This window comes from Inquilinus sp. Marseille-Q2685 (genome assembly GCF_916619195.1).
Classification (GTDB): domain Bacteria; phylum Pseudomonadota; class Alphaproteobacteria; order DSM-16000; family Inquilinaceae; genus Inquilinus.
The window spans coordinates 1,263,800-1,286,602 of sequence record NZ_CAKAKL010000002.1 but is presented as its reverse complement, the minus strand read 5'-3'; the positions used below and the strand labels follow the sequence as shown (position 1 = coordinate 1,286,602).

Below are 22,803 nucleotides of genomic sequence, written 5' to 3'. Positions count from 1 at the left end.
ACGGCGTCAGCCGCCCTTCGTGGGCTTGAGGAGGACCACCTCGATCCGCCGGTTCTGGGCCCGGCCGTCGGCGGTGTCGTTCGGAACCAGCGGGACCGTGTCCGCCTTCGCCTCGACCGAGAAGCGGGCATCGTCCTGAACCCGCTCCGCCAGGATCCGCCGCACCGATTCGGCCCGGGCCAGGGACAGCTGCCAGTTCGACGGGAAGCGCAGGTTCCGGATCGGCTGATTGTCGGTGTGTCCCTCGACCACGACCTGGCCCGGCTCGGTCTTCAGCGCGTCGCCGATGCGGATCAGGATCGGCTTGCGGTTGTCGATCACCGTGTCGCTGGCCGAGGCGAAGAGCCCGTTGCCGTTGATCCGGACCCGGGTGCTCTGCGGATCCTCGATGACGGTGACCAGTCCCTCGCGGATCTCCGGCTCGAGAAAGCGCTTGAGGCGGCTGCCCGAGCTCTCCTCGACGATCTGGGGCGGCGGCGGGGGTTCGACCGGCGCCGGCCGCTCGATCACCACCGGGCCGACCGGCGGCACCTGGGCGGCTGCCGCCATCACCGGCTGCAGCGTCTCGTCCAGCAGCCATTGGTAGGCGAAGAACGCCCCAAGCAGAATCGCGCCGGCCGCGGCGCCGATGACCCAGAGCGGGACCAGGCGTGACAGCCGGCGCCCGGTCGGGGCGACACCGACCCAATGCGGCGACAGCGCGCGCTCGCGGTGATCGCGCCGCCGCCGGATGGCGATGTAGAGGGATTCCCGGGTTTCCGTCAGCCGGGCCGGTCCGCGAGGATCGATCCGGTAGCGTCCTTCGAAGCCCAGCGCCAGGCAGACATAGAACAGCTCGAGGATGTCGAGCGCCCGCTCCGGGTCCTTCATCAGATGGTCTAGAATGTCGAAGAAGCGTTCGCCGCCCCAGGTCTCGTTATAGAAGGTCGAGACCATCGACTGCTTGGTCCACACGCTCTGGCTACCCCAGGGCGTGTTCAGGACGAGATCGTCGATGGTGGCGCAGAGCCCGTAGCGGGCCGCCCGGATCGCGTCGGCCGTGGCGCCGGTGGCCAGTGCGGATCGCTCGAAGGCGCGGATCTCGGCGATGACACGCTCGCGCAGCAGCGGCACGTCGCGATGCACGGCCCGGTTCTTCAGCCGCACCGCGAGGGCGAACAGGGGCGTCGCCGCCTGGATGACCTTATTCACCCCGGTCGGCGCGATGGGCGTCGCGCCGTCGAGTTCCGGCATCGCCACGCCAGCCGCGAGGCGGGGGCGGGGCGGCGGGGCCGCGCGCGGCACCAGCGTCTTCTCTCCGTCCCCACCCGGGATGCCGCCGGTGACCACTGCCGCGGGGCGCGCGCCGCCGGGGCGCGGCCGGATCACGGTGCGGTCGGCATCCTGCGGGTCGGCGAACGGATCGTCATCGACCATCGGCTATCCTCGTTGCGCCTTGATGGCCCAGCATTCGAGCTGCAGGTTCGGGTACTCGCCTGCCACATGGACCGCCATGCCGCCGGAGGTCTTGAGTTCGGTCCAGTGCCGGCTGTTCCGGTCCATCTCGAAATAGATCACACCCGGATGGTAGGGCAGCTGGCGCGGCGCCACCGGCAGCGGCCGGATGGTGATGCCCGGCAGCGCTGCATTGACCAGGTTCCGGATCTGCTCCACCGGCCCGATCTTGATCTGCGACGGGAAGTGCCGACGCACCGCCTCGGCCGGGACGTCGGCGCGAACCGCGAGGATGAAGGCGGCCTGGTCGAGCAGCGTCCGGTCATGGATCGAGGCGACGCGGATGCCGTAGCGCCGCTCCTCGAGCGGAATCGGAACGGCGCTCTGCTCGAGCACCGCGGACAGCGCCTGGCGCAGCTCGATCATCACCGCCTGGAAGCAGGACTGCAGATCGTCGTGGCGATAGGGCGGGAAGGCCACGGGCCGCTTGTCTCGGCCGGTGAAGGTCGCGACCTCTCCCGCCAACTCGAGCATGGCGGCATAGAGCCGCTCCGGATGGATGCCGGCGGCGGCGGCAACATGGGCGAAGAGGGGCTCGGCGCGGTTAACCAGCTGCAGCAGCAGGAAATCCGCCACCTCGGCCACGCCGCGGGCGTCGGAAGCGTTGACCCGGCCGGCCAGGGCCTCGCCGCGATGGTGCAGCAGCCCGACCAGCTCGGCGGCGTAGCCGGACAGGGCGGCCGAGGCGTCATGGGCCAGGCATGGCGGGATGTACCGGTCGTCGAGGACGATGGAGCGGTCGGCCCGGACCTCGACGATGCGCGCGAGGCCGAGGCAGACATAGCCCGACCGGTCGTCGGTCTCGAGCAGGTAGCGCAGCTTCAGCCGGGCCACCTGCAGGGAGGCCACGGCCGCGGAGAAGGCGTTCGCGTCCGTCGCCTCGAACTCCGCGGTCGCGTAGCGCGCCGTCGCGTTGGCGTCGCCGTGGTCGATGTCCGGGTTCCCCGGCTGCCGGACCGGCACCGCCAGGTAGACGATGGCGTTCCTGGTGCTCTCCGGCACCGTCAGGGGCGGCGGATGGTCGGCATCCTCCGGCACCGCGAACGGCGTGCCGTCCTCCAGCACCCCCGACACCGCCGCGACGGCGAACTTGCCGGTGCCCAGCAGGTCGCGATTGATCCGCAGCTCGCGGATGCCCCAGCCATAGGGATGGAGGCCGGCGACGCGGGCACGCACCAGCTTCTCGACATAGCGGTCGAATTGCTGGAAATGATGGGTGCGGAGAAACATCCCCTCCGCCCAGACGACCTTGTTGTCCCAGCCCATTCCGTCTAGTCCTCGACCTTGATCGAGATGTCGGAGGCGCCGACACGGATCGTCACCTCGTCGACATCGCCGGGATCGATGCTTTCCACGGCGCGCCACCGGGCCCGGTCGATGTCGCGGAAGCCCGCCACCACCCCGATCTGGCGGGCGGCGGGGTCGAGCTGCACCGACAGCGTCCGGCTGTTGCCCGGCGTCAGCAGCATCTGCTCGCTGCCGATCAGCGTGTCGCCGAGCACGGCCTGGGGATTCTCGGTCAGCTTGAAATAGTCGGCCTGCTCCAGCGCCGCCCCTGATTTGAGCTGGTAGATCCGGACCAGGATCGGCGACGGGCGACCCGAGGCGTCGGGATTCACATTGGCCGCGGCCTCGACGGTGATCGTCGTGTCCCCCGGCTTGAAGCCGAGCGTCCGGTCGACCATGTCGCTGATCGCCCCAGCGGTCCCACATCCCGCCAGCAGCGCAGCGACGCCCATCAGCGCGATCAACCTCTGCAAGCGCATCTCCTATCCCATCAGCCCAATAGCATTGCCGTCCTGTGTATCAGGCGTTTGGTCCTGATGCCAGACCGCGGAAAAAACCCGCCCTTCTGTCCATAGCCGGCATGCGTTACATCCTCATTACGGGTGCGCGTTCGGCACAGTTACTGATCCTGTACGAATTTCTTGCGATTACTTCTGCACAGGATCGCTCAGACGCTCGTATCCTTCGGCGAAGGATTTGCCGAACAGATCCCGCACATTCTCGGAGGCGCGCTCGGACATCTGCCGGTGCAGGGCGACATAGGCATCCCAGAGCCGGGCCTTGCGTGTGGCCGGCAGCACCGCACCCAGCCCGCCGGAGGCGCCGCCCGCGGCTTCCGCCACCGCATCCGGCGACAGCCTGTCGAGCAGATGCCGCAGCGCCGCCTCCATGCCGCCGATGGTGCCGATCTGATGCCGGCGAAGATCGCGGAACCCCTCCTCCACCGCATCCGCCCCCTTGGCGAAGGCGGGAAGCGGCGGCGACAGGATCGCGGCAAGCGCTTCCTCCACCGTCGTGGCAAACTTCAGCGGGTTGTTGTTGCGCGGCTGGATCGCCGTCCGTTCGATCCGGAACTCCGTCTTCAGCGACGACCGCGCATCCAGCGCTTCGAGCAGGCCGCGCACGCTGGTGCGGAGGATCTGGCCGATCATGCGTGCCAGCTCCTCGCCGCGCTCCGCCGGAAACTGCTCGGGATCCAGGCCGGCCGCCTCGAGGATCGGGCGCAGGGGATCGGCGCCGGCGGGCGCGGGCGGCCGCGCCTCGGGGGGCGGAGGCGCCGGATCCGGCTGCGGCGGCGCGGGCGGGGAGGGCGGTGCCGGCGTGTCATGCCAGTCCCGCGGGATCGGCCGGACGGGCGCAGGCCTTGCCGCCGGCGCCGGGCTCTCCTCGGCCCAGTCCTCCGGAATTTCCCGGAACTGCGGCGCGGGAGGCCGGATGGCCACATGCTGCGCCGGGATATGGTCGGGCTCGGCGGGACGGGCCCAGCCGTCATCGGATGTGGCTTCGAAGGGGGAACGCTGGGACGGTGCGGACAGGGGCGGCCACCCCGTCTCCTCGGGCCGGTGGGGGGGCAACCTCGGGCCGCTCCCCGTGTCGACGCCGAAGGGCAGGGCCATGGGATCGTCGATATCGATCGAATGGCTGGCTGCCGGGGCGTCCGCGCCGGACAGGCGGACCAGGAAATGGTAGTCGCCGACCGCGATCCGGTCCCCGTCGGACAGCACGACGCTGCCGGACCGGCCGACCGGAGTCGCCGCGCCGTTGACGAAGGTGCCGTTGGTCGACAGGTCGAACAGCACATAGTGCCCGTCGACATAGTCGATCAGGCAGTGGTTCTTCGAGACGAACCGCGAACCGTCCTCCAGCACCCAATCATTGTCCTGGCCGCGGCCCAGGGTAAGGCCGCAACGATCGAGGGTCCTGGTGGCGTCGCTCCCGGACAGGCCGGAACCGCCGGTGGTGAGGTCGAGGATGAGCTTCATGGCCGAGAAACTCGGGCGAAGGTGCGGGGGAGCACAGTCCTGACCGGGCTATGAGACACGATATTGAATCGCGCCGTGGGAGTCGACGGATACGCTCACGTCCTGGACAGGAGCGGAATCCGCCATGCGGGCGAGACACTCGGCGGCCAGCTCGGGCAGAAGCGTGTTCGCCAGGATCTGCTCGATGGCCCGGGCGCCGCTCTCGCTTTCGGTCGCGCGGGCTCGAAGCTCGTCCACCAGGCTGTCGTCATAGCTGAAGCCCGCACCGTAGGATTCCGCGATGCGCCGCCGGATCCGTTCGAGCTGCAGCCGGGCGATGCCGCGCATCGTGTCCTCGTCCAGCGGCAGGAAGGGGACCACCGACAGGCGGCCGAGGAAGGCCGGCTTGAAGGTCTTCAGCAACTCCGGGCGAAGCGCCGCGGCAAGGTCGGCGGGCGCCGGGGCGGTGTCGGGATCGGCGCAGAGCTTGGCGACAAGATCGGTGCCGACATTCGAGGTCAGGATGATCACGGTGTTCTTGAAGTCGATGTCCCGGCCCTCGCCGTCCCGCAGCATGCCCTTGTCGAACACCTGGTAGAATATGTCCTGGACGCCGGGATGGGCCTTCTCCAGCTCGTCCAGCAGCACGACGGAATAGGGGCGCCGGCGCACCGCTTCTGTCAGCACCCCGCCCTCGCCGTAGCCGACATAGCCGGGCGGCGACCCGAGCAGGAGCGAGACCTTATGCTCCTCCTTGAACTCCGACATGTTGATGACCGTCAGGTTCTGCTCGCCGCCATACAGCAGATCGGCCAGGGCCAGGGCGGTCTCGGTCTTGCCGACGCCGGAGGGGCCGAGGAACAGGAACACGCCGATCGGCTTGCGTGGATCCGTCAGCTTGGCGCGGGCGGTGCGGATGGCCCGGGCCACCGCCTCCAGGGCATGGTTCTGGCCGACGACGCGCTCGCGCAGCCTGTCCTCCAGCGCCAGGATCGACCGAATCTCGTCGGACACCATCCGGCCGACCGGGATGCCCGTCCAATTCGCCACCACCTCGGCGACCGCCTGGGCGTCGACCTCGACCGGGATCAGCGGCGTCTCGCCCTGCAGCTCGCGCAGGGCCCGGCGGGCCTCGGCGTAGTCGGCGCGCAGCGCCGCGACGTCCTCGACGGCATTGGACGGAGGCGATGCCTCCGACCCGTCCGCCGCGGGGCCAAGGCCCTGGGCCGCCTCGATCCGGTCGCGCAACCCTCGGATCCGGTCGACCAGGCCGCGCTCCTCCTCCCAGCGGCTCCGCATCGCCTCGTGCTCGGCCGCGGCCTGGTCGCGCAGCGCCTGCAGATCGGCGATGCGCCCCGACTCGCCGCCCGTCGCCTCCTCGCGCCGCAGGATGGCGATCTCGGCCTCCAGCCGCTCGATCCGGCGCCGGCGCTCCTCGATCGCCTCGGGCGTCGCGGCCTGGGCCATGGCCACGCGGGCGCAGGCGGTGTCGAGCAGGCTCATCGACTTGTCGGGCAGCTGGCGGCCGGCGACGTAGCGGTGGGACAGCCGGACGCAGTCAGCGACCGCCTCGTCCAGGATCCGGACGCCGTGATGCGCCTCCAGCATCGGGACGACGCCGCGCATCATGTCGATTGCGGCCGCCTCGCCCGGCTCTTCGACCTTCACCACCTGGAAGCGGCGGGTCAGAGCCGCATCCTTCTCGAAATACTTCTTGTACTCGGACCAGGTGGTGGCGGCGACGGTCCGCAGCTCGCCGCGGGCCAGGGCCGGCTTCAGCAGGTTGGCGGCATCGCCTTGCCCGGCCTGGCCGCCGGCCCCGATCAGGGTGTGCGCCTCGTCGATGAACAGGATGATCGGACGCGGGCTCGCCTGCACCTCCTCGATCACCGATTTCAGGCGGTTCTCGAATTCTCCCTTCACCCCGGCGCCGGCCTGCAGCAGGCCGAGGTCGAGCGTGCGCAGCGAGACGTTGCGCAGATCCTCCGGGACATCGCCGGCGGCGATCCGCAAGGCGAAGCCTTCGACCACGGCGGTCTTGCCCACCCCGGCCTCGCCGGTGAGGATCGGGTTGTTCTGCCGCCGCCGCGTCAGGATGTCGATGACCTGCCGGATCTCGCCGTCGCGGCCGAGCACCGGGTCGAGCCGGCCGGTGCGGGCGCGCTCGGTCAGGTCGATCGTGTAGCGGTCCAGCGCCTCGGTCCGTCCTGCACCGGCCGACCGGGGGGCGGCGCCCTCGGCGCGCGCCGTCGGCTCGACGCTCTCGGCCTCGGACGAGGCCGCCGTGATGCTGGCCAGCCTGCGGCGCAGCTCGTCGGGCGGGATGCGGGAGAGAGAGGGCGACGCCGCGCGCGCATGCTGGCCGAGCGTCTCGTCGGACAGCAGAGCCACCAGGAGATGCCCGGAGCGGATCTGCCCCTCGCCGTATTCGAGCGTGGCGAGGAGCCAGGCCTCGCGGCCAAGCGAGACCACGGACGGCGACAGGGCCGGTGGATGGGCGTTTCCGGTCTTGAGCCGGTCGAGGGCGCGGGCCAGCTCGGCCGCGACCCGCTCGACCGCGATCTCGTAGTGGCGCAGGCAGGCCGCAAGGTCGGACCGCTCGTCCTCGAGCAGCTTGGCCAGCCAGTGCTCGATCTCGACGTTGAACTGTGATCGCGACAGGGTCAGGCCGGCAGCGCCTTCGAGGGCGCGGCGGCATGGCGCATTCAGCTTGCCGACGAGGGATTTCAGATCGATGGCGGCCATGCGGGGCTCGTGTTGCGGTCGGTCGGTGCGGCGGTGATCAGATATCGTCCAGCTCGAAGACGGCGTCGGACAGGTCGGAAGGCGGCGGCTGCGACACGGCCCAGCTGGTCCAGCCGAGCCGTGACGCCTCGGGGCCGAGCCGCGGTTCGGGCACCTCCCTGCGATCAAGCACGACGCGCAGGTTGAAGCTGAGGCCGGGCCCGACATAGAGGCGGGTCAGCTCGGCCAGGCGGCGGACCTCGTCCGATCCCGGGAGCAGGGTCTGGAAGCGCGCCCAGGATACGGGGCCGACCCGGATCTGGAACTTGCCGCGCCGGTCCCACACCCGCTCGCCGGCGACGGCGTCGACCCCGAGCCGGCAGAACTGGCCGTCCGGCGAGGCCGCGGTCGGCAGGATGCTGCGTTCCTCCTGCGGCAGGGCCAGCCAGGCGCCCTCGAACGGCTTCACGGCCACGGGCAGGCCGAGATAATCGCCCAGCAGGGCCTCGAGCGCCGCCGCGGACCGCGGCCAGCGGGCGAAATGCCCCGCATAGTGGATGATCGCCTCGTCATCGACCGCGAGGCGCCGCTGCAGGTGCGGCGTGCCCAGGCCGACAAGGGCGCGCAGGGCATCGGAGATCCCGTCCCCGGCGCCGCCCGCCCGTTCATAAGCGATCGGCAGCCGGTACTTCGCCCAGGCGCGATAGAAGAAGGAGGCGAGCCGATGCTGGAACAGATCGAGGAACGCATTCAGCGCCGGACGCTTCTGGCGGGCCGCGCGGCTGACCTCGGCCGTCAGGTGGCTGGGCAGGACGCCGGACGGGCCGGTCAGCCCGAACAGGGTGATGGCCAACCGGGGCGGCCCGCCCTCCTCCGGAGCGGGCGGGTCGAACCGGGCGACGGAGCCGGCCGGAAAGGCGAGGGAGGTGGTGCCCGTCAGCCGCACGGCCTCGCCGGATGGGGGCAGATCCTCGCCGATCGGGCGGCCGCGACCGTCTTGCCCCGGATCCCGCTTCCGGGCCACGGTCTCGAGCAGGCGGATGGCCTGAAAGGCCTCGACGCTCCAGGGTTTTCGGGTCAGGCGGTCGATCACAGCAGCACCGTCTCCCCCGCCCGCGGCGGCCAGCGCCGCAGGGGCTGCGAGCGGCCACGGATGACGGCGGTCAGCCGCGAGAAGGAATTGATGCTGCAATAAAGGCCGAGGAAGCGCTCCAGCACCGAGGCGAAGAGGTAGAGGCCGGCGGCGGTGAAGCGTTCGCCGTCGAACTCGACGGTCACGTCGACGCCCCGGGCGAAGCCGCCGAGCGCGTCGCCCGGCAGCCGCGCCGAACCGCGGCGACCGGAAACCTTCAGCAGGCTGTCGATCACGGCCCGCGTCTCCGGCGAATCCCGGAAATCGTAGAGCTTCAGGATCTCGCGCAGTGCCTCGATGCCCTCCGTGTCGTCGGTCAGCGACAGGTGGTTGAGCGCGAGATGCGAGACCAGCCGCCAGCGGCCGCGCTTGCCCAAGGCCGGGCGCAGCGTCGGCGTCGGCGGCGTCAGGCAGGCGACCCGGTCGATCGCGGGGGACGTATCCGCCGCGCTCAGATGCGGATGGCCGCCGCCGAAGGGCAGGCGGCTCGGCAGGTCCCGGTTCAGGCACAGGATGTCGATCGACAGCGTCGTCTTGGGCGACGATGCCGGGTCGAAGGCCTCGTCGACCAGGGTCAGGAAGACCTCCGTTCCGGCCTCGCCCTGCCTGCCGGGGCGGCGCGCGGCATGCCAATAGGCCCGCCGGCCGCCGGCGTGCCGGAGCGCGTAGAACGGCTCGAAGGTGGTCACCTGGCCGCGGTCGTCCGAGCTCTCGACCTGTTCGATCGCATAGACCTCGGTCGCCGTCGGCCGCCGGGAGTCTGGGACCACGCGATATTCGGTCGTGGCCTGGCTCACCGTGATCGGCTCGGCCCGCAGGGGGAAGAGGTTGACGATCGGGGTGCAGCCGAGCGCCAGGGATTCCGTGCCGACGCTGCGCTCCAGATCGGGCGAGCCGCGGCGCAGATAGAAGAAGATCTCGATCCGCCGGCCGGCGTCGAGCAGCGTCTTGGCTTCCAGCCCTTCGAGATCGAAGAACAGGAACTTCTCGGGGAAGGCGAAGTATTCGGTCAGCAGCCGATAGCCGAGATGCGACCGGGCCGGATAGGGCAGCAGCCCCTCCCCGGGATCGAAGCCGACCGGCTTGATCGCCTCGGCCGGCAGGATCGCAGGGTTGGGATCGGTCGGGCCGTCGGCCACCGCGATCGACAGGCAGTCGTTGTGGATCAGCTCGTAGAGCGGCAGCGCCTGCTGCGCCGGGCCCGGCAGGTGGAAGCGCAGCGTCTCGATGCCGAGCGAGGAGAAGGTCGCCGCCTCGTTCAGGCAGCGTAGGCCGATGCGCAGGATCGCGGTGGCGCCCGCCGCCCGCGGGTTGGGCGGCGCCGCCATCGGCCTGGCGCCGAAGGCGACCGTGTCCAGCGCGATCGGCCAGAGGGTCAGCGGGTATCCGGTCCGGAACTGGCAGGCCTCGCCGTCCACGGTCTCGGTGCTGACCTCGGTCCCTTGCGGCACGCGATAGGCGCCCCGCATGTCCGACCGGCAGTCGAACCGCGCGATCGCCATCGACGGGATCGGCGCCGCATAGTGCGGGTAGAGCACCCCGATCAGCGCATCCGTCAGCTCCGGGAAGTCGTCGTCGAGCTTGGTCCGGATCCGCGCGTTGAGATAGGCGAAGGCCTCGATCAGGCGGGCGACGAAGGGATCGTCCGTGGCGTCGCCGCTCAGCCGCAGCCGCCCGGCGATCTTCGGATGCGCGTCGGCGAACTCGCCGGCCAGGCGGCGGATATAGGTCAGCTCGCGCTGATAATGGGCGAGAAGGTCTTCAGCCATGGCTGCGCGAGGTCACCGAGAAGCTGCGGCTCACCGGTTCGAGCACCGAATCGAAGGTCATCGGCTCCGGCGACGGTTCGGCATGCATCAGTGCGTCGATCCGCAGCCGCAGCGTGCGGTCCAGCCCCTCGGCGTTGTCGAGCAGGCGGACGGTGACGGAGCGGAACCTCGGCTCGAACCGCCGGATGGTCGCCTCGATCACCGCGCGGAAGCGCTCGCGGTCTTCGGCGGAGGTCATGGACAGGGCGGTGAAATCCGGCAGGCCATAGCCGGTCAGGGCGGAGCGGAGCTCGTCCCAGGCGTCCGGCCAGGCGATCGGCCGCGCCCGCGTGTTCAGCAGGTTCTCCAGGTCGCGCCTGACCCCGTTGCGGATATCCGCCAGGGACCGGGCCGCGCGCGGCACGCCGCCGCGCATGGCCGGTTCCGCCTCGTCCGCGAGCAGCCGGTCGAGCACCGAGAGCAGGAGGGCGCCGTCATCCTTGGCCATGCGCTGCTCCGCGGCCTCAGGCGGCCGGCCGGGCTTCGAACCGGCCGGCCTGCAGGATCGGCACCGCCGCCTCGCCCGCCAGCCAGCAGCGCTGCCCGATGCCGAGAGCCGGGGTGCCGTCCCCGCCCTGCCATTCCGTAACCCGGCCCAGCCTGGCGCCGTCATCGGCACCGTCGGCGGCGCCGGCATACAGCACCGGCAGGTAGACATCGCCCTCCGGGCCGTCCCGGACGGTGATCGAGACGCGCCGCCACAGCAGGTCCCGCCGCCGCTCCGGCGCATGGAACTCGATCGCGGCGACGCGCTCCATCGGCACCCAATAGTATTTCCCGGTGCTGGTCAGCACCTCGAAAACCGGCGCGACGAGGTCGTCGATGTCCCGCAGGTCGTCGATCTCGGCCCCATCCAGGCGACCGGGGCAGGGTGGCCGCAGGGCCTCCGCCTCGGCGGCGAGGCGGCCGGCCTCGGCGCCCTGCCCGTCGCGCAGGGCCAGCCCCGCCTCGAGCAGGCGCTGCAGATGCGGGGCCGGCGGATCCAGGAATTCCGGCAGACGCCCGGCGGTGAAATGCTCGGCCCGGGCCTGGGCGGCACGGATCAGCTGGCGGAACAGGGCCAAACCCAGCGCCGCCCCGGGGTCCTGGTCGCCGACGACGTCGAGCTGGCGGTCGGCCCGCTCGAAGTCGCCGGCAAAGCACAGCAGCTCCGCCAGGAAGACCCGCTTGGCCGTGGCGCCGGGGGCGGCCTTCACCTCGGCCAGGGCGGCGGCGAGGGCCTCGGCCAGGCGGCCGGCCTGGAAATGCTCGGTCGCAGTGGTCATGTCGGATCCTCGACTCGTTTCCTCGACCCGGCCGGCGGCATCATGCGGCCTGGCCGGCATGGGCGATTTCGGTGACCAGGCGGAAGCTCGACGCCACCTGGTCCAACTGGAAATGCGGCCGCAGGTGGATGACGCAGCCATACAGGCCCGGTCGCCCGGGCAGCTCGCGCACCGAGACGTCGACCTCGCGCAGCGGATAGCGGGCGCGCTGCTCGCTGGTGGCGGTGTCGCTGGCGACCGAGTAGCCGAGCAGCCAGCGGCGCAGGAATTCCTGGCAGTCCTCGACGGTCTGGAAGGCGCCGATGCGGTCGCGGCCGATCACCTTGACGTAGTGCGCGAAGCGGCTGATGCAGAAGATGTATTGCAGCATGGCCGACAACCGGGCATTGGCGGTCGCCGCCGGCTGCCGGCTGTCGCCCCGCGGCCGCTGCAGGGACGGGTTGCCGTGGAACACGGCATGGGGCGTGTCCCGCGCGCGGGACAGGACGACAATGCCGAGATCGGTCAGGTCCTTTTCGATCGCATCGGGCAGTTCGACGTCGAGAGCGATCTTGTAGCCGATTCCAGGGCGGTCGGTGCCGAAGGACATGCTGGGCAGGTCCGTCACCAGCCCGCCGCTGCCGCCCTGCGCGGCGGCGCCGCGGATTTCGGCGAACCAGCCGAACTGGTCGAAGGCGCGGATCAGCGTGCCGGCGAAGGCGAAGGCCGCGGGAGCCCAGCAATAACCGGAGAGGTCGGGGGCGGAGACGTCCTCGCGATAGCAGAAGCCGTCGGCCCGGCTGCCGTCATCGGCCCAGGGGAGCCGCATCAGGATCCGGGGGGCGGTGAGGCCGAGGAACCGGGCCTCCTCGGTGTCCCGCAGCGCGTGCCAGCGGGCGTAGTCGGGGGCGCGAAAGCCGTGCGAAAGCTCGATCGGCTGGCCCAGCTCGGCAAAGCTGCTGACGCCCAGCAGCGTCGGATGCGCCCCGGCGATGAATGGCGCAAAGGCGGCCGCGGCGATCTGCGCCATGCCCCGCAGCCCCGCGACATCGTCGGTCGGGTGGCCTGGCGCCGGCGCGTGCCGCATTTCGTAGGCGCCCACCAAGACGCCGAACGGCTCGCCACCGGGCGTCCCGAACTCCTGCTCGTAGATCTTCTGGAACAACTGGCTCTGGTCGAACTCGATCGCCCGCTCGAGATCGCGGCAAACCTCCGTCCAGCCTATATCCAGCAGGCGGATCTTGGCAGCGGTACCGGCGGCGCCGTCGACCAGATAGGCGACGCCCCGCCAGTTCGCCTCGAGCTGCTGCAGCCTGGGCGCGTGCAGGATGACGTCGAGCTGCGCCGAGATCAGGGCGTCGATTCCGGCGATGTCGCGGTCGATCGCCGCGCGCAGCGCCCGGCGGTCGCGCAGCAGGCGCGCAGCCTCCGCTCGCCCGAACCATAGGCTGAGCGCCTCCGCCGGGCGGGGCTCGGCCAGGAACGAGACGACGGGCCCGGCCCCGTCGGCAGCGTCCCACCCCCCGCCGGCGAAGATGCGGTCGATCAGCTCCGGCCTCAGGCCGGCGTGCCCCATGGCTCCTTCCGGCATCGGGCCGGGATCAACCGTTGCCGCCGGCGTTCGGGATGCGCGCCACCATGCGCAGCGAGGTGGTGAGCTCCTCCATCTGCAGCCAGGGCCGCAGCCAGGCGACAGCGTTGTAGGCACCGGGCGAGCCCGGGATCTCCTTGACCGAGATCTTGGCCTCCGCCAGCGGATAGCGGGCCTTCATTTCCTGGCTCGCATCCTTGTTGTTGTTGACGTAGTTCATGATCCAGCGGTTGAGCCAGGCCTCGCAATCCTCCGCCTCGAGGAAGGAGCCGACCTTGTCCCGCGCCATCACCTTCAGGTAGTGGGCGAAGCGCGACGTGGCCATCATGTAGGGCAGGCGGGCCGAGATGGCGGCGTTCGCCGTCGCCTCCGGCCGGTCGTACTTCTTCGGCTTCTGCGTGCTCTGGGCGCCGAAGAACACCGCGTAGTCGGTGTTCTTGTAGTGGCAGAGCGGCAGGAAGCCGAGGCGCGACAGCTCGGCTTCGCGGCGGTCGGTGATGCCGATCTCGGTCGGGCACTTGTGATCGGGATCGCCGTCGTCGCTGACGAAGGTGTGGAACGGCAGCCCCTCGACCTTGCCGCCGCCCTCGGCGCCGCGGATGGCGGTGCACCAGCCGAACCGGGCGAAGGCGTCGGTCAGCCGCGCGCCCATCACATAGGCCGCGTTCATCCAGCAGTAATGGTCATGCGCCATCGCGCGGCGGGTGCCGTCGGCGTCGATCGGCGCCTCCTCGAAGTCGAACTCGTCGATCCGGCGGGTGCTGTCGCCATAGGGCAGCCGGGCCAGGGCCCGGGGCATGGTCAGGGTGACGAAGCGGCTGTCCTCGCTGTCGCGGAAGCTGCGCCACTTCGCGTATTCCTGGGCCTCGAAGATCTTCTCCAGGTCGCGCGGCCGCGACAGCTCGGTGAAGTCGCTGAAGCCGAAGAGGGCCGGGGCCGCCGCCGAGACGAAGGGGGCGAAGGCGGCCGCCGAGACCTGGCTGATATGCTGCAGCAGCTCGACATCCTCGGGGTGGTTCGAGAATTCGTAGTCGCCGATCAGCGCGCCATAGGGCTCGCCGCCGGGGGTGCCGAACTCGCTTTCGTAGATCTTCTTGAAGATCTGGCTCTGGTCGAACTCCACCGCCTTGTTCAGGTCGCGGTACAGCTCGCGCTTCGAGACGTTCATGACACGGATCTTGAGCATGGCGCTCGTCTCCGTGTTGCTGACCAGGTGATGCAGCCCGCGCCAGGAGCCCTCGAGCTGCCTGAACTTCTCGTGATGCATGATCGCCGACAGCTGGCGGGAGAGCTGCTCGTCGATCACCTTGATCGCCCGGTTCAGCGTCGCGGTCAGGTTGCGGTCATAGGTGACCGTGCCCTTCAGCGCCTCTTCCGTCAGGGTGCGCAGCAGCTCCTGGGCGCGCTCGGGCTCGGTCTGCCGCGTGGCCGAGATCGCCTGGTCGAGCAGCGAGGTCGTCGTCTCGACGGTCCGGCCGGCGGTCTGGGTCTGGGATTTTTCCACGGCCATGGCCCTTACTCCTTGGTTCCGCCGTCGCCCGCGGGGGGCACGTCCTGGGTGCCGAGCTCGTGCGAGAGCCGGGACAGCTGCTCCTTGTTCTGCAGCACCTGCTCGAGCAGGGCTTCGAGATCCTCGGAGCGGTCGATCTTGGTCATCAGGTCGCGCAGCCGGTTCCGGGTCTCCATCAGCTTGCGCAGCGGCTCGACCTGCTGGACGACCGCGGCCGGCTCGAAGTCGTCGAGCGACTTGAACGCCAGGTTGACGGAGAATTCGGTGCCGTCGTCCTTCAGCGTGTTCTCGACCCGGAGGTTGAGGCCCGGCGCGATCCGCGCCATGACGTCGTTGAAGTTGTCGCGATCGATTTGCACGAATTTGCGCTCGCGCAGCGGCGCCAGCGGCTGGGTCGGGTCCCCGGAGAAATCGCCGAGGACGCCGACCACGAACGGCAGCTCCTTCTCGATGACCGCGCCTTCGGTCTCGACCTGGTAGGTGATGTGGACGCGCGGCTTGCGGACACGCTCGAGCTTGTCGTGAATGCTGGACATCATCACCTCGACCTCGTCTTGTTCAATGCGTTGCTCCCGAGACGCACGGCCGCGGCCTTACGCGCCGCGGGACCTGATGCCGGCGACCACCAGAAAATCACCCCGGGCGGCATCGTCCCGGATCAGCTCGTCGATCAGATCGGGCAGCGGCAGGCGGGCCCGGCGCACCGCCTCCTGCAGCGTGTAGGAAATCGGCGCCTGGGGCTCCACCCGGCGGAACCAGGCGGCCGCCTGCTCGACCAGGCGAAGCGCGTCCTCGCGGTCGCGGATCCCGTCGGCGGGGGGCGCCGCGGGGGACGCATCCGGCCCGGACCCGTTGGGCTGGGGGCGCGGCGCCGGCGGCGCCGCGGCGGAAGAGCCCGCCGACCCGCCGAGCGCCTGCCGCAAGGACTGGCCGCGGTCGCCGAGGGCCAGGAACAGGGCGTCGCGGGCCGCCTCCAGCACGTTGCGGATGTTCGATGTCGGCGGGGACTCGGCGCCGCACAGCTGGTCCAGGCTGTGGCACAGCTGCAGGAAGGCGTCCTGGGCGCCGACGATATCGGCGAGCGTGGTCGACACCTCCGTCGCGTCCATCGCCTGGGCCGCGGCGGTGACCGCGTCGAGATCCTGGGCCCCGGCCGCCAGGCGCTGCTGCCGCCGGTCGTCGTCCAGCGTGGCGACCTCGCCCGCCTGCATGATCTGCCACAGCGCATAGTCGGCCTGCTGCCCCCGGATCAGCGGAATCTTCCGGATGGGCTGGATCAGCGTGCCCTCGGCGCCTTCGCCGTTCAGCCCGGTGATCGGGCGCAGGCGGGTCGCGAGGCCGTCCTCGTCGGGGGCGGGGTGCAGGCCGTCCCAGTGCCGCTCGACCAGGGCGTGCAGCAGCCGGAAGCCGTCGCGCAGCCCGGCATAGCCGTGCAGCCGCGTCAGCCCCTCCACCATCATGGCGGCGACCTCGAGATCCTTCGACTGCCCCGCCAGGATCTCGCCGGCGGCGGCGACGATCTGGCGCCACTCCGCCGTCGGCTGCGCCGCGTCCTCCTCGGCATCGGCCGCGCGCTCCTGCGCCCGGGCCTGCGCCCGCAAGTCCCGAAGCCGCTGGAACGCGGCGACGGACGACATGTCCGACCGCGGATCCGTCCCGGTCGGGCTCGACCCCGGGACGGGCGCCAGCAGCGTCTGGATGTTCACGACCTCAGGAGTTTGCACCGGGCTGCTCGCTTAATGCCGATCGTGTCACAAATCTGTCTTATCATGGGCCGGGATTCTCTTGAGCATAGCGGCATATCCTAGCGTGTGGGAGCCGCGAAGCGTCACTTGGTCATAATAGGGAAATGATCCGCCCGGCCATGCATGTCACCAGGATGGGGGAAATTCGCTGATCGCCAGCACCGCCGGGACCGGACGGCTGGAGGTGTCGACCGCGGCGACCCAGACGGCATAGATGCCGTTCTCGGGATGGTCGAAGGTCAGCGCCGGGTTCATGCCGCCATCGGTGGTGTCGTCCGCGCACAGCCACTTTCCGCCCGGGGTGTGGACGAGGAGCGCGGTGTCCGACCCGGCGGCGGCATAGAGGGTGAGGGGGCGCTTCCCGTCCTTGAACTCGACCGTCACGTCGGGGCGCTCGGCGGTGATGTTGCCGATGCAGTCGCGGCCCATGCGGGAGACGGAGTAACGGCCGCCGGCGACGACACCGATGGGAAAAGGGTCTGTTCTGAAGTCGCCCTCGAGAGAGAGCTTCTTATAATAGGGGGGCGCCTCCGCATTGGGCGGCGGCAGCGGCGACTCGGGCTGCTGGGCCGAAATGGCGCCGAGAGGCAGGGTTGCGCCCGCCGCCAGCGCGACAATTGTCCGACAAAACCGCACCGAGGACCTCCTTCGAGCTTGCTAATATCGATTATGCGATAAATGTCTTTCGCCTTCCAGATTCCATAATCCTGTGTATAGATGCATGTGTCTCGAGCGGGCTTGAGTCACCCTGGGGGATCTGGATTGAAATGTGACGCTGATGTGTCAGAGGGCGCCCGCAGATTATAGCTGTTCGGGCGGGTAGTGTCTGGGCATGACAGCAATCGTCTGTGATTTGGGAAGGCATTCCAAGGAACTTCATGGACCGGGGTGCTCTGGATTGCCGGGGCCCCTCGTGACAGAGCCGGATCCCTGTACCGGTGATGCCGTTCGCATCTAATTTCCTAAGAAAGGAGACGTGAGGGACCATGGCGATCTACGTTCAGATCGATGGCATCCAGGGCGATGCCACGCAGGAGAACCACAAGAAGTGGATGGATGTGGCGTCGTTGAACTGGGGCGTCCACCGGGCCGTCTCCACGCCGTCCGGATCCTCCCAGAACCGCGAGGCTTCCGAGCCGGTGATCGGTGAGATCCGCCTGACCAAGGCGATGGACGGCGCGTCCCTGAAGCTGTTCGAGGCCGCCGCCACCGGCAACCAGGGCAAGGCCGTGACCATCCACCTGGTCACCACCGGCAGCCCGGGCAGCACCTACATGGAGTACAAGCTGACCAACGCGCTGGTCAGCGGCTACCAGATCAACACCACGGGCGACCGCCCGGTGGAGGAGATCACGCTGAACTTCACCAAGGTGGATCTGAAGTACACCACCTATGACGAGAACCATAAGCCCGTCAGCAACCAAGTGGCGAGCTACGACGTCGGCACCACGCTGCGCGGGTGACGGGACGGCGAGGGTGATTGGCCGGCCGGGACCCGTCGCGGGTCCCGGCCCGTTCCCCATTCGCGAAAGGTGCTGCCGATGATGCCGATCAAACCTCCGGTCACCGCATTGGCGCTGTCCCTGCTGGCGGCGGCCTGCGGCCAGGAGATCCCCGATCAGAAGGTGTTTCCGGGCTATGCCAAGGGGCCGGAGCCCGCGGCACCGGCCCCGACGCTGGTCGCCGAGGCGCCGCTGTCGGCCGAGGCCCTGGCCCGCAAGACGGAAACCTCGCGCCTCACGCTCGACCGCACGGTCGAAACCATGCGGCAGCGGCTGACGCAGCTGAAGCAGCAGATCGTCGCGACCAGGGCCAGCCTGGACGACCAGGGCGGCCGCCGCGTGAATCCGGATCAGTATGCTGAGCTGCAGAAGGCCGAACGCCAGGTCAGCCTGGCCCTCGGCCGGACCCGCGTGTCGACCAGCCGGAATGCCGCCACGGTGCCCGAGCAGGCCTCGACCATCAACGATCTGAGCGGCCTGATCGTCTCGGTCTCCGGCCTGGTCAACACCATCGGCGAGGCCGAGCCGGTGGCGGCGCCGACGCTGCAGGCGCGCGCCGGGCTGTCCCCGGATATCGACATGAGCCGGATCCGCGCGTCGCGGCCGCTGCCGCAGGGGGAGGGCGCTGCCGCGCCGAGCCCGAGCCCGGTTCCGGCGCCGGCGGCGTCGAATCAGGTTCCGGCGCCGGCCATCGGGTTGTCCCCGGATGTCGATGTGAGCCGGATCCCGGCGTCGCGGCCGCTGGTGCAGGAAGCCCCGGTCGCCGCGCCGAACCCGATTCCGGCACCGGCCGCGCCGAATCCCGCCCCGGTGCCTTCCATTCCCGTCAGTTGAGGGTGACGACCATGCGTGCTGATCAGATGATCGAGCTGGTCCGAGCGGTTCTGCGCGAGCTCGACGGGCCGGCCTTCGGCGCCGCGGCCGATGCCGCCGGCACGGCGGCGGCGACGCTGCGGCGCCAGCGCCAGGCCATGCTGCTGGAATGGGCCGTCTCCGAGCTCGGGCCGTCGCTGCCCGGCTTCCGCAGCCGGCTCGCCTGGCGGCTCCCGTCCGGGCCGGCCGCCTCCTCGGCCTCGCCGGCGCAGGACGAGGCGCTGGCGGTCCAGGCCTGCCGCATCGCCCGCGACCGGCTGGCCGGGGCGGAGGAGAGCGGCGGCAGCGGGGGGCTGCGGCCGTCGCGCCTGTTCGACGCGGCCCTGACGCGGCTGATTCCCGGCACCGACGGGGCGGAGATCCGGTCGGTCGCCCTCGGCGGCGGCCGCCCGGCGCGGAGCCCGTCCGATTCGGCCGAATCGCAGCGGCCGGCCGGCGCCCGCCTGCTGGCCGCGCTGGCGGTGATCGCGGTGACGCTGCGCGAGGAAGACCGGGTGGCGGCGGCGGCGTGAGCCGCCGGCCGGAATCACCGGTCGGTTCAACTGGCTCCGATCAAGGAGACTCCCTGGACGATGCGGCCGCCATGCGCGGTCGCATCGTCCATGTGGGCGGCGGCTTGTGTTGCTACGCTGTTTTTGCAGTCTCCGGCATGGCCATCCGGCCTAGCGGTCTGCCAAAGCAGAGGTGATTTCATCGAGGAAGAAGCTTCCGAAATCGTCGGCTATCTTCTCCGACCCGCCGGATATTCCCTGAACCGGCAATTCCAGGACGGGTCCTTCTCCCTCGGCATCTGTCTGCGACAGATCAATCACATAGAACGGGCCGTGACCGGACATCTTGATGCGCAACATCGAGTCCGTGATGTGACCTTTTTCGCGAGAGCGCTCGGTAGCCCATAGAACGCATGGAATTGACTGTGCGTTAAGGCCGCTCTTCGTGATGCCGTAAAATTGGTGACCCATAAAGCTGAGCGTGCCCATCCTTGCAAGAAAGTGCCTGTAGGAAGGCGGGAATTTCACGCCCAATCTGCCCTCGAATGCAAAAAGCATGTCATCCGTGGCGCCGCTTCCTGGACGATACGATTCCCCGGAATCGAGAATCAGTTGAATGGTGGTATCGACGGCTGACATCTCGTCTCCTCGCCGGTCGGGCCTCAGCCGATGGGGCGCACAGGCTCTGCCCCCTCGACCCCGACGCGTGCGAGCTGGAAGGCGTCGAACTGAGCGAGGATTCTCGAAATATGAGATATATAGTTATGGACTTGCTCCGACAAGTGCTCTTCCGGCGCCATCAAGATTTTTCCTTCAAGTATAAATCGAGATATTTTTTCTGATCGCCCCTGAATCCTTCTGCGCCAAAGCGCTCGTATATCTTTCTAAATACGTCCATCGCCTCACGATCGAGGCCAGCATCCAATAAAGATGAGCCTTCTAGCATCATGACAAAATGATTGGTGCGCTCAGTATCGTCATACGCAGTGTATGTTATATCAATCCATCTCCTTAGGTGATCTATATCTTTTTGTAGAGCATATTTTTTGACCAAACTGGCCGCTATCGTCTGTGGATAAAAATCCCAATCTTCCTTCGATTCGGGTATAATGTCCCAAGCCCTGAGTGCGATTTCAATCGAGGACCAAGTGTCCCCGGAACGATTCTTTTCTCCAGATTCCTTAAGAAGGGCATCAATCCTTCGCGATAGATCTCTGTCCAGCTCGGGTCTGTGGCTCATTTCTTGCCTCTACTCAAGTGGTGGAAGGTACCTGGAAGGAGTAGACCCGTCTCTGGCGGTATTGAAGGGACCATACACAAAGCGGTAGTTCTTGATCGCATACGCCAGATCTTTGTGCAAACCGCTCATCTTTGCCATATTTGCAGTGCTTTAGCTCGACGCTCATATGTTCTCCGGAACGACCTACGCATTGCATTCGCTCGGCTTAAGACAATATTTCTTTGTTGTACGCTAAGTTCGCTCATCGATCATTTTCTTTAGGACGGAACGCAACAATTCCTCCGCGCTGTCATATTCTTCGTATTCATCTAAAGAATACCGATCTAGCATGCAATATATTCCTCTATTATTATTGTGGCAGAATAAAGAATCTCCACTTTCTGCGATGAAAGTGTAAATTTTCTTTTCAGAATCCTCGTGCCATGCGCGATTGGCGGAAATTAGATCTTCTACATTTGCTTCACTGTTGCAACCGGAGCTATATATAAGATAGCCATTGTTATCAAGGCCATCGCATAGCCGAAAAAAATTTAGATGCCCTGGATCCAGCATATATCCGAACTCTTGAGAGATTTGTCCGGAAATCCTAGACAAGCACTCTTCGCTTGCTCCAGAAGGAGTGTGGTCGCCCCACTTTACTCGTTCGGCTTTGATCTGATTTAGAAGCTTGGCTAGATCTTCCATTCTACTGTCCTCCTGTTGGATAGACGAACCCGTCTGGAGTTGGCCAGTTTACAGTAATTGAATCGCCTGGAGCTAGATTTCTAGTCAGCCCGTTCTGTAGGTTGGTAAGAGCTTTATGGAAAGGATCGTTCTTTATAAGAACTAGATTTTCAAACGAGTTTGTTCCTCCGTCATCAAGCGGGAGTTTATGGTGAACTTGATAGCCGTCAGGGACTCTGCCAGATGCGATCTTCTGAATATCAGAATCTGATAGGCCTGCTTGCCGAAGCGTCTCTATTTTATCTGGATCAGAGCCAATGTTTTGCAAGAAGCTCCGTCTCTCGCTGGTATTGAATTCGTCTCTGAGTTTTTTGGTGTCCTCGGGCGATCTTTTCTTGTAATTTATTTTCTGCTTTTTCATATTCACGAGTTCGATTTCCTTGCCCCTCAAAGGGGCTGAAATTCTGACATTCTCATCAGGTGTCGCCCGCTCGATCTCCTCCGTCGCTTGCTCCGCCTTTCGGGCGGCCGGCACGACATCCTCTGCCGCGTCGACTGCGCCGGCGGCCGCCCCTTCGGCCGCGCCGACCTTGCGGGCGACGCCGGCCGCGGTGGCGGCCTTGCCGGCCACGGTGATCGCCCCCTTCGTCGCCAGGGCCTCGACCCCGAGCCTGACCACGTCGAAGGTGCCGTGGCCCAGCGCCTGTGCCACCCCGCCTTCCCGATAGGCCTGGACATAAGGATCGGAGACGCCATGCCAGACCGCGCCGGCCGCGTTCTGCGTGTTCTCCCAGCCGCGGCCCAGAGTGCCGCCTGGGTCGTTCCACAGGTTCTGGCCGACCTCGCCGGTCCACTGGGCCGCCCCGGTGACGCCGCCCACGACGCTCTCCCCGGCCGAACTCAACGTCCCCAGCGGATCGTTCCACAGATCGGAGGCGATGCTTTTCGCCCCCTCCAAGGCGTCCGACCCGACCTTCTTCGCGCCCTCCCAGGTCTCGCTCGCATTCTCAGTGAAGCCGTCGGCGAACCGCTCGCCGGCGCCGCGCGTGTCGGCCCTGTTGCCACCGTTGCCATAGGTGGTGTTGTCGCCCGCCATCTGGGCTTCGCCGAACGTGTTCCCGCGGTTCAGATAGAACCGGTCTTCACGTCGGATGACCGGCTGCCCCTCCGCCCGCACGGTTCTCGAATGGTCCAGCGGTTCGGCGATGTCTCCCACGGTTCCCGACTTGATGCCCTTGGCCGATCCTGGTTCGTCGCCATGGGTGCAGGTGGTGTTCGAGCGCAGCACGAAGGCGCGCTCGCCGGTGAAGAATACGGTCGGCGTCGTCTTCTCGTCCTCGCCTGGAAGGGCGTAGACCGAGTAGGGGATCGGCGGGGTGGAGGAGCCGACCGGGGTCTTGCAGACATCCGGTGTCAGCGACAGCACGATCGGCTTTGAGGAGTCGCGGATCGCCTCCTTCGGCGTCGTCGTCCACTGTGCCTGCGGCGGGGGCTCCTCCGTCTTCGGTGTCGCCCACCCGATAGGGTTTGCCCAGTTC

General features: G+C 68.0%; 21 protein-coding genes. 3 read left to right on the top strand and 18 right to left on the bottom strand.

Annotation, left to right across the window (positions count from 1 at the left end):
* Nucleotides 1-6 precede the first annotated feature (6 nt).
* The 14 genes from icmH to LG391_RS15160 all read right to left on the bottom strand — a co-directional run bounded on the left by icmH (nt 7) and on the right by LG391_RS15160 (nt 16,925).
* Nucleotides 7-1,416, bottom strand: a complete 1,410-nt coding sequence (icmH, locus tag LG391_RS15225) for a type IVB secretion system protein IcmH/DotU (protein ID WP_225768842.1) — start codon at nt 1,414-1,416, stop codon at nt 7-9.
* A gap of 3 nt (nt 1,417-1,419) precedes the next feature.
* Nucleotides 1,420-2,760 carry a type VI secretion system baseplate subunit TssK gene (gene tssK / locus LG391_RS15220; RefSeq protein ID WP_225768841.1) on the bottom strand — a complete coding sequence of 447 codons (1,341 nt, stop codon included), beginning with the start codon at nt 2,758-2,760 and terminating at the stop codon, nt 1,420-1,422.
* 5 nt (nt 2,761-2,765) lie between these two features.
* Nucleotides 2,766-3,254, bottom strand: coding sequence for a type VI secretion system lipoprotein TssJ (gene tssJ, locus LG391_RS15215; RefSeq protein WP_225768840.1), 489 nt, complete (start codon nt 3,252-3,254; stop codon nt 2,766-2,768).
* Nucleotides 3,255-3,428: 174 nt separating this feature from the next.
* Nucleotides 3,429-4,763 (bottom strand): type VI secretion system-associated FHA domain protein TagH, encoded by a 1,335-nt coding sequence (gene tagH / locus LG391_RS15210; protein WP_225768839.1) that lies wholly within the window; start codon nt 4,761-4,763, stop codon nt 3,429-3,431.
* 48 nt (nt 4,764-4,811) lie between these two features.
* Nucleotides 4,812-7,487 (bottom strand): type VI secretion system ATPase TssH, encoded by a 2,676-nt coding sequence (gene tssH, locus LG391_RS15205; protein ID WP_225768838.1) that lies wholly within the window; start codon nt 7,485-7,487, stop codon nt 4,812-4,814.
* Nucleotides 7,488-7,524: 37 nt separating this feature from the next.
* Entirely contained in the window at nt 7,525-8,559 is a 1,035-nt protein-coding gene (gene tssG / locus LG391_RS15200; RefSeq protein ID WP_225768837.1) for a type VI secretion system baseplate subunit TssG, read from the bottom strand.
* On the bottom strand, nt 8,556-10,367 hold the full coding sequence (gene tssF / locus LG391_RS15195) for a type VI secretion system baseplate subunit TssF (RefSeq protein ID WP_225768836.1): 1,812 nt from the start codon (nt 10,365-10,367) through the stop codon (nt 8,556-8,558). Before tssF ends, tssG begins: the two co-directional genes overlap by 4 nt.
* Nucleotides 10,360-10,854 (bottom strand): type VI secretion system baseplate subunit TssE, encoded by a 495-nt coding sequence (gene tssE / locus LG391_RS15190; protein WP_225768835.1) that lies wholly within the window; start codon nt 10,852-10,854, stop codon nt 10,360-10,362. The genes tssF and tssE overlap by 8 nt, the downstream gene beginning before the upstream one ends.
* A 16-nt stretch (nt 10,855-10,870) precedes the next feature.
* On the bottom strand, nt 10,871-11,671 hold the full coding sequence (locus tag LG391_RS15185; protein ID WP_225768834.1) for a type VI secretion system accessory protein TagJ: 801 nt from the start codon (nt 11,669-11,671) through the stop codon (nt 10,871-10,873).
* A 40-nt stretch (nt 11,672-11,711) separates the two neighbouring features.
* Nucleotides 11,712-13,226 carry a type VI secretion system contractile sheath large subunit gene (gene tssC, locus LG391_RS15180; RefSeq protein ID WP_225768833.1) on the bottom strand — a complete coding sequence of 505 codons (1,515 nt, stop codon included), beginning with the start codon at nt 13,224-13,226 and terminating at the stop codon, nt 11,712-11,714.
* Nucleotides 13,227-13,251: 25 nt separating this feature from the next.
* Nucleotides 13,252-14,751 (bottom strand): type VI secretion system contractile sheath large subunit, encoded by a 1,500-nt coding sequence (gene tssC, locus LG391_RS15175; RefSeq protein WP_225768832.1) that lies wholly within the window; start codon nt 14,749-14,751, stop codon nt 13,252-13,254.
* 5 nt (nt 14,752-14,756) lie between these two features.
* The gene (gene tssB, locus LG391_RS15170) at nt 14,757-15,290 is read right to left on the bottom strand and encodes a type VI secretion system contractile sheath small subunit (protein WP_225768831.1); all 534 of its coding nucleotides are present in this window, start codon (nt 15,288-15,290) and stop codon (nt 14,757-14,759) included.
* A gap of 54 nt (nt 15,291-15,344) precedes the next feature.
* Nucleotides 15,345-16,457, bottom strand: a complete 1,113-nt coding sequence (tssA, locus tag LG391_RS15165; RefSeq protein WP_225769360.1) for a type VI secretion system protein TssA — start codon at nt 16,455-16,457, stop codon at nt 15,345-15,347.
* 165 nt (nt 16,458-16,622) lie between these two features.
* Complete coding sequence (locus tag LG391_RS15160) at nt 16,623-16,925, bottom strand: hypothetical protein (RefSeq protein ID WP_225768830.1); 303 nt, start codon at nt 16,923-16,925, stop codon at nt 16,623-16,625.
* Between the two features lie 557 nt (nt 16,926-17,482).
* On the opposite strand from LG391_RS15160, the gene LG391_RS15155 reads away from it, so the two are divergent.
* From LG391_RS15155 to LG391_RS15145, 3 genes are all read left to right on the top strand, one after another.
* Nucleotides 17,483-17,959, top strand: a complete 477-nt coding sequence (locus LG391_RS15155) for a type VI secretion system tube protein Hcp (protein ID WP_225768829.1) — start codon at nt 17,483-17,485, stop codon at nt 17,957-17,959.
* 78 nt (nt 17,960-18,037) lie between these two features.
* The gene (locus tag LG391_RS15150) at nt 18,038-18,832 is read left to right on the top strand and encodes a hypothetical protein (protein ID WP_225768828.1); all 795 of its coding nucleotides are present in this window, start codon (nt 18,038-18,040) and stop codon (nt 18,830-18,832) included.
* 11 nt (nt 18,833-18,843) lie between these two features.
* Nucleotides 18,844-19,383, top strand: coding sequence for a hypothetical protein (locus LG391_RS15145; protein WP_225768827.1), 540 nt, complete (start codon nt 18,844-18,846; stop codon nt 19,381-19,383).
* 150 nt (nt 19,384-19,533) lie between these two features.
* Here the strand turns inward: LG391_RS15145 and LG391_RS15140 are convergent, their stop codons facing one another.
* The 4 genes from LG391_RS15140 to LG391_RS15125 all read right to left on the bottom strand — a co-directional run bounded on the left by LG391_RS15140 (nt 19,534) and on the right by LG391_RS15125 (nt 22,691).
* Nucleotides 19,534-20,001: an SMI1/KNR4 family protein gene (locus LG391_RS15140; RefSeq protein WP_225768826.1), complete on the bottom strand. Its 468-nt coding sequence runs from the start codon at nt 19,999-20,001 to the stop codon at nt 19,534-19,536.
* 160 nt (nt 20,002-20,161) lie between these two features.
* Nucleotides 20,162-20,602, bottom strand: coding sequence for a hypothetical protein (locus LG391_RS15135; protein WP_225768825.1), 441 nt, complete (start codon nt 20,600-20,602; stop codon nt 20,162-20,164).
* A 231-nt stretch (nt 20,603-20,833) separates the two neighbouring features.
* Nucleotides 20,834-21,286, bottom strand: a complete 453-nt coding sequence (locus LG391_RS15130; RefSeq protein ID WP_225768824.1) for a YrhA family protein — start codon at nt 21,284-21,286, stop codon at nt 20,834-20,836.
* Nucleotide 21,287: 1 nt separating this feature from the next.
* A complete protein-coding gene (locus LG391_RS15125) occupies nt 21,288-22,691 on the bottom strand; it encodes a PAAR-like domain-containing protein (protein WP_225768823.1) in 1,404 nt (467 codons plus the stop codon).
* Nucleotides 22,692-22,803 lie beyond the last annotated feature (112 nt).

What these genes read in the sequence shown, in the direction of transcription:
- icmH (WP_225768842.1), bottom strand. Translation starts at nt 1,416, where the DNA reads ATGGTCGATGACGATCCGTTCGCCGACCCGCAGGATGCCGACCGCACC.
- tssK (WP_225768841.1), bottom strand. Translation starts at nt 2,760, where the DNA reads ATGGGCTGGGACAACAAGGTCGTCTGGGCGGAGGGGATGTTTCTCCGC.
- tagH (WP_225768839.1), bottom strand. Translation starts at nt 4,763, where the DNA reads ATGAAGCTCATCCTCGACCTCACCACCGGCGGTTCCGGCCTGTCCGGG.
- tssH (WP_225768838.1), bottom strand. Translation starts at nt 7,487, where the DNA reads ATGGCCGCCATCGATCTGAAATCCCTCGTCGGCAAGCTGAATGCGCCA.
- tssF (WP_225768836.1), bottom strand. Translation starts at nt 10,367, where the DNA reads ATGGCTGAAGACCTTCTCGCCCATTATCAGCGCGAGCTGACCTATATC.
- tssE (WP_225768835.1), bottom strand. Translation starts at nt 10,854, where the DNA reads ATGGCCAAGGATGACGGCGCCCTCCTGCTCTCGGTGCTCGACCGGCTG.
- LG391_RS15185 (WP_225768834.1), bottom strand. Translation starts at nt 11,671, where the DNA reads ATGACCACTGCGACCGAGCATTTCCAGGCCGGCCGCCTGGCCGAGGCC.
- tssC (WP_225768833.1), bottom strand. Translation starts at nt 13,226, where the DNA reads ATGGGGCACGCCGGCCTGAGGCCGGAGCTGATCGACCGCATCTTCGCC.
- tssC (WP_225768832.1), bottom strand. Translation starts at nt 14,751, where the DNA reads ATGGCCGTGGAAAAATCCCAGACCCAGACCGCCGGCCGGACCGTCGAG.
- tssB (WP_225768831.1), bottom strand. Translation starts at nt 15,290, where the DNA reads ATGATGTCCAGCATTCACGACAAGCTCGAGCGTGTCCGCAAGCCGCGC.
- LG391_RS15160 (WP_225768830.1), bottom strand. Translation starts at nt 16,925, where the DNA reads ATGGGCCGCGACTGCATCGGCAACATCACCGCCGAGCGCCCCGACGTG.
- LG391_RS15155 (WP_225768829.1), top strand. Translation starts at nt 17,483, where the DNA reads ATGGCGATCTACGTTCAGATCGATGGCATCCAGGGCGATGCCACGCAG.
- LG391_RS15150 (WP_225768828.1), top strand. Translation starts at nt 18,038, where the DNA reads ATGATGCCGATCAAACCTCCGGTCACCGCATTGGCGCTGTCCCTGCTG.
- LG391_RS15145 (WP_225768827.1), top strand. Translation starts at nt 18,844, where the DNA reads ATGCGTGCTGATCAGATGATCGAGCTGGTCCGAGCGGTTCTGCGCGAG.
- LG391_RS15140 (WP_225768826.1), bottom strand. Translation starts at nt 20,001, where the DNA reads ATGTCAGCCGTCGATACCACCATTCAACTGATTCTCGATTCCGGGGAA.
- LG391_RS15135 (WP_225768825.1), bottom strand. Translation starts at nt 20,602, where the DNA reads ATGAGCCACAGACCCGAGCTGGACAGAGATCTATCGCGAAGGATTGAT.
- LG391_RS15130 (WP_225768824.1), bottom strand. Translation starts at nt 21,286, where the DNA reads ATGGAAGATCTAGCCAAGCTTCTAAATCAGATCAAAGCCGAACGAGTA.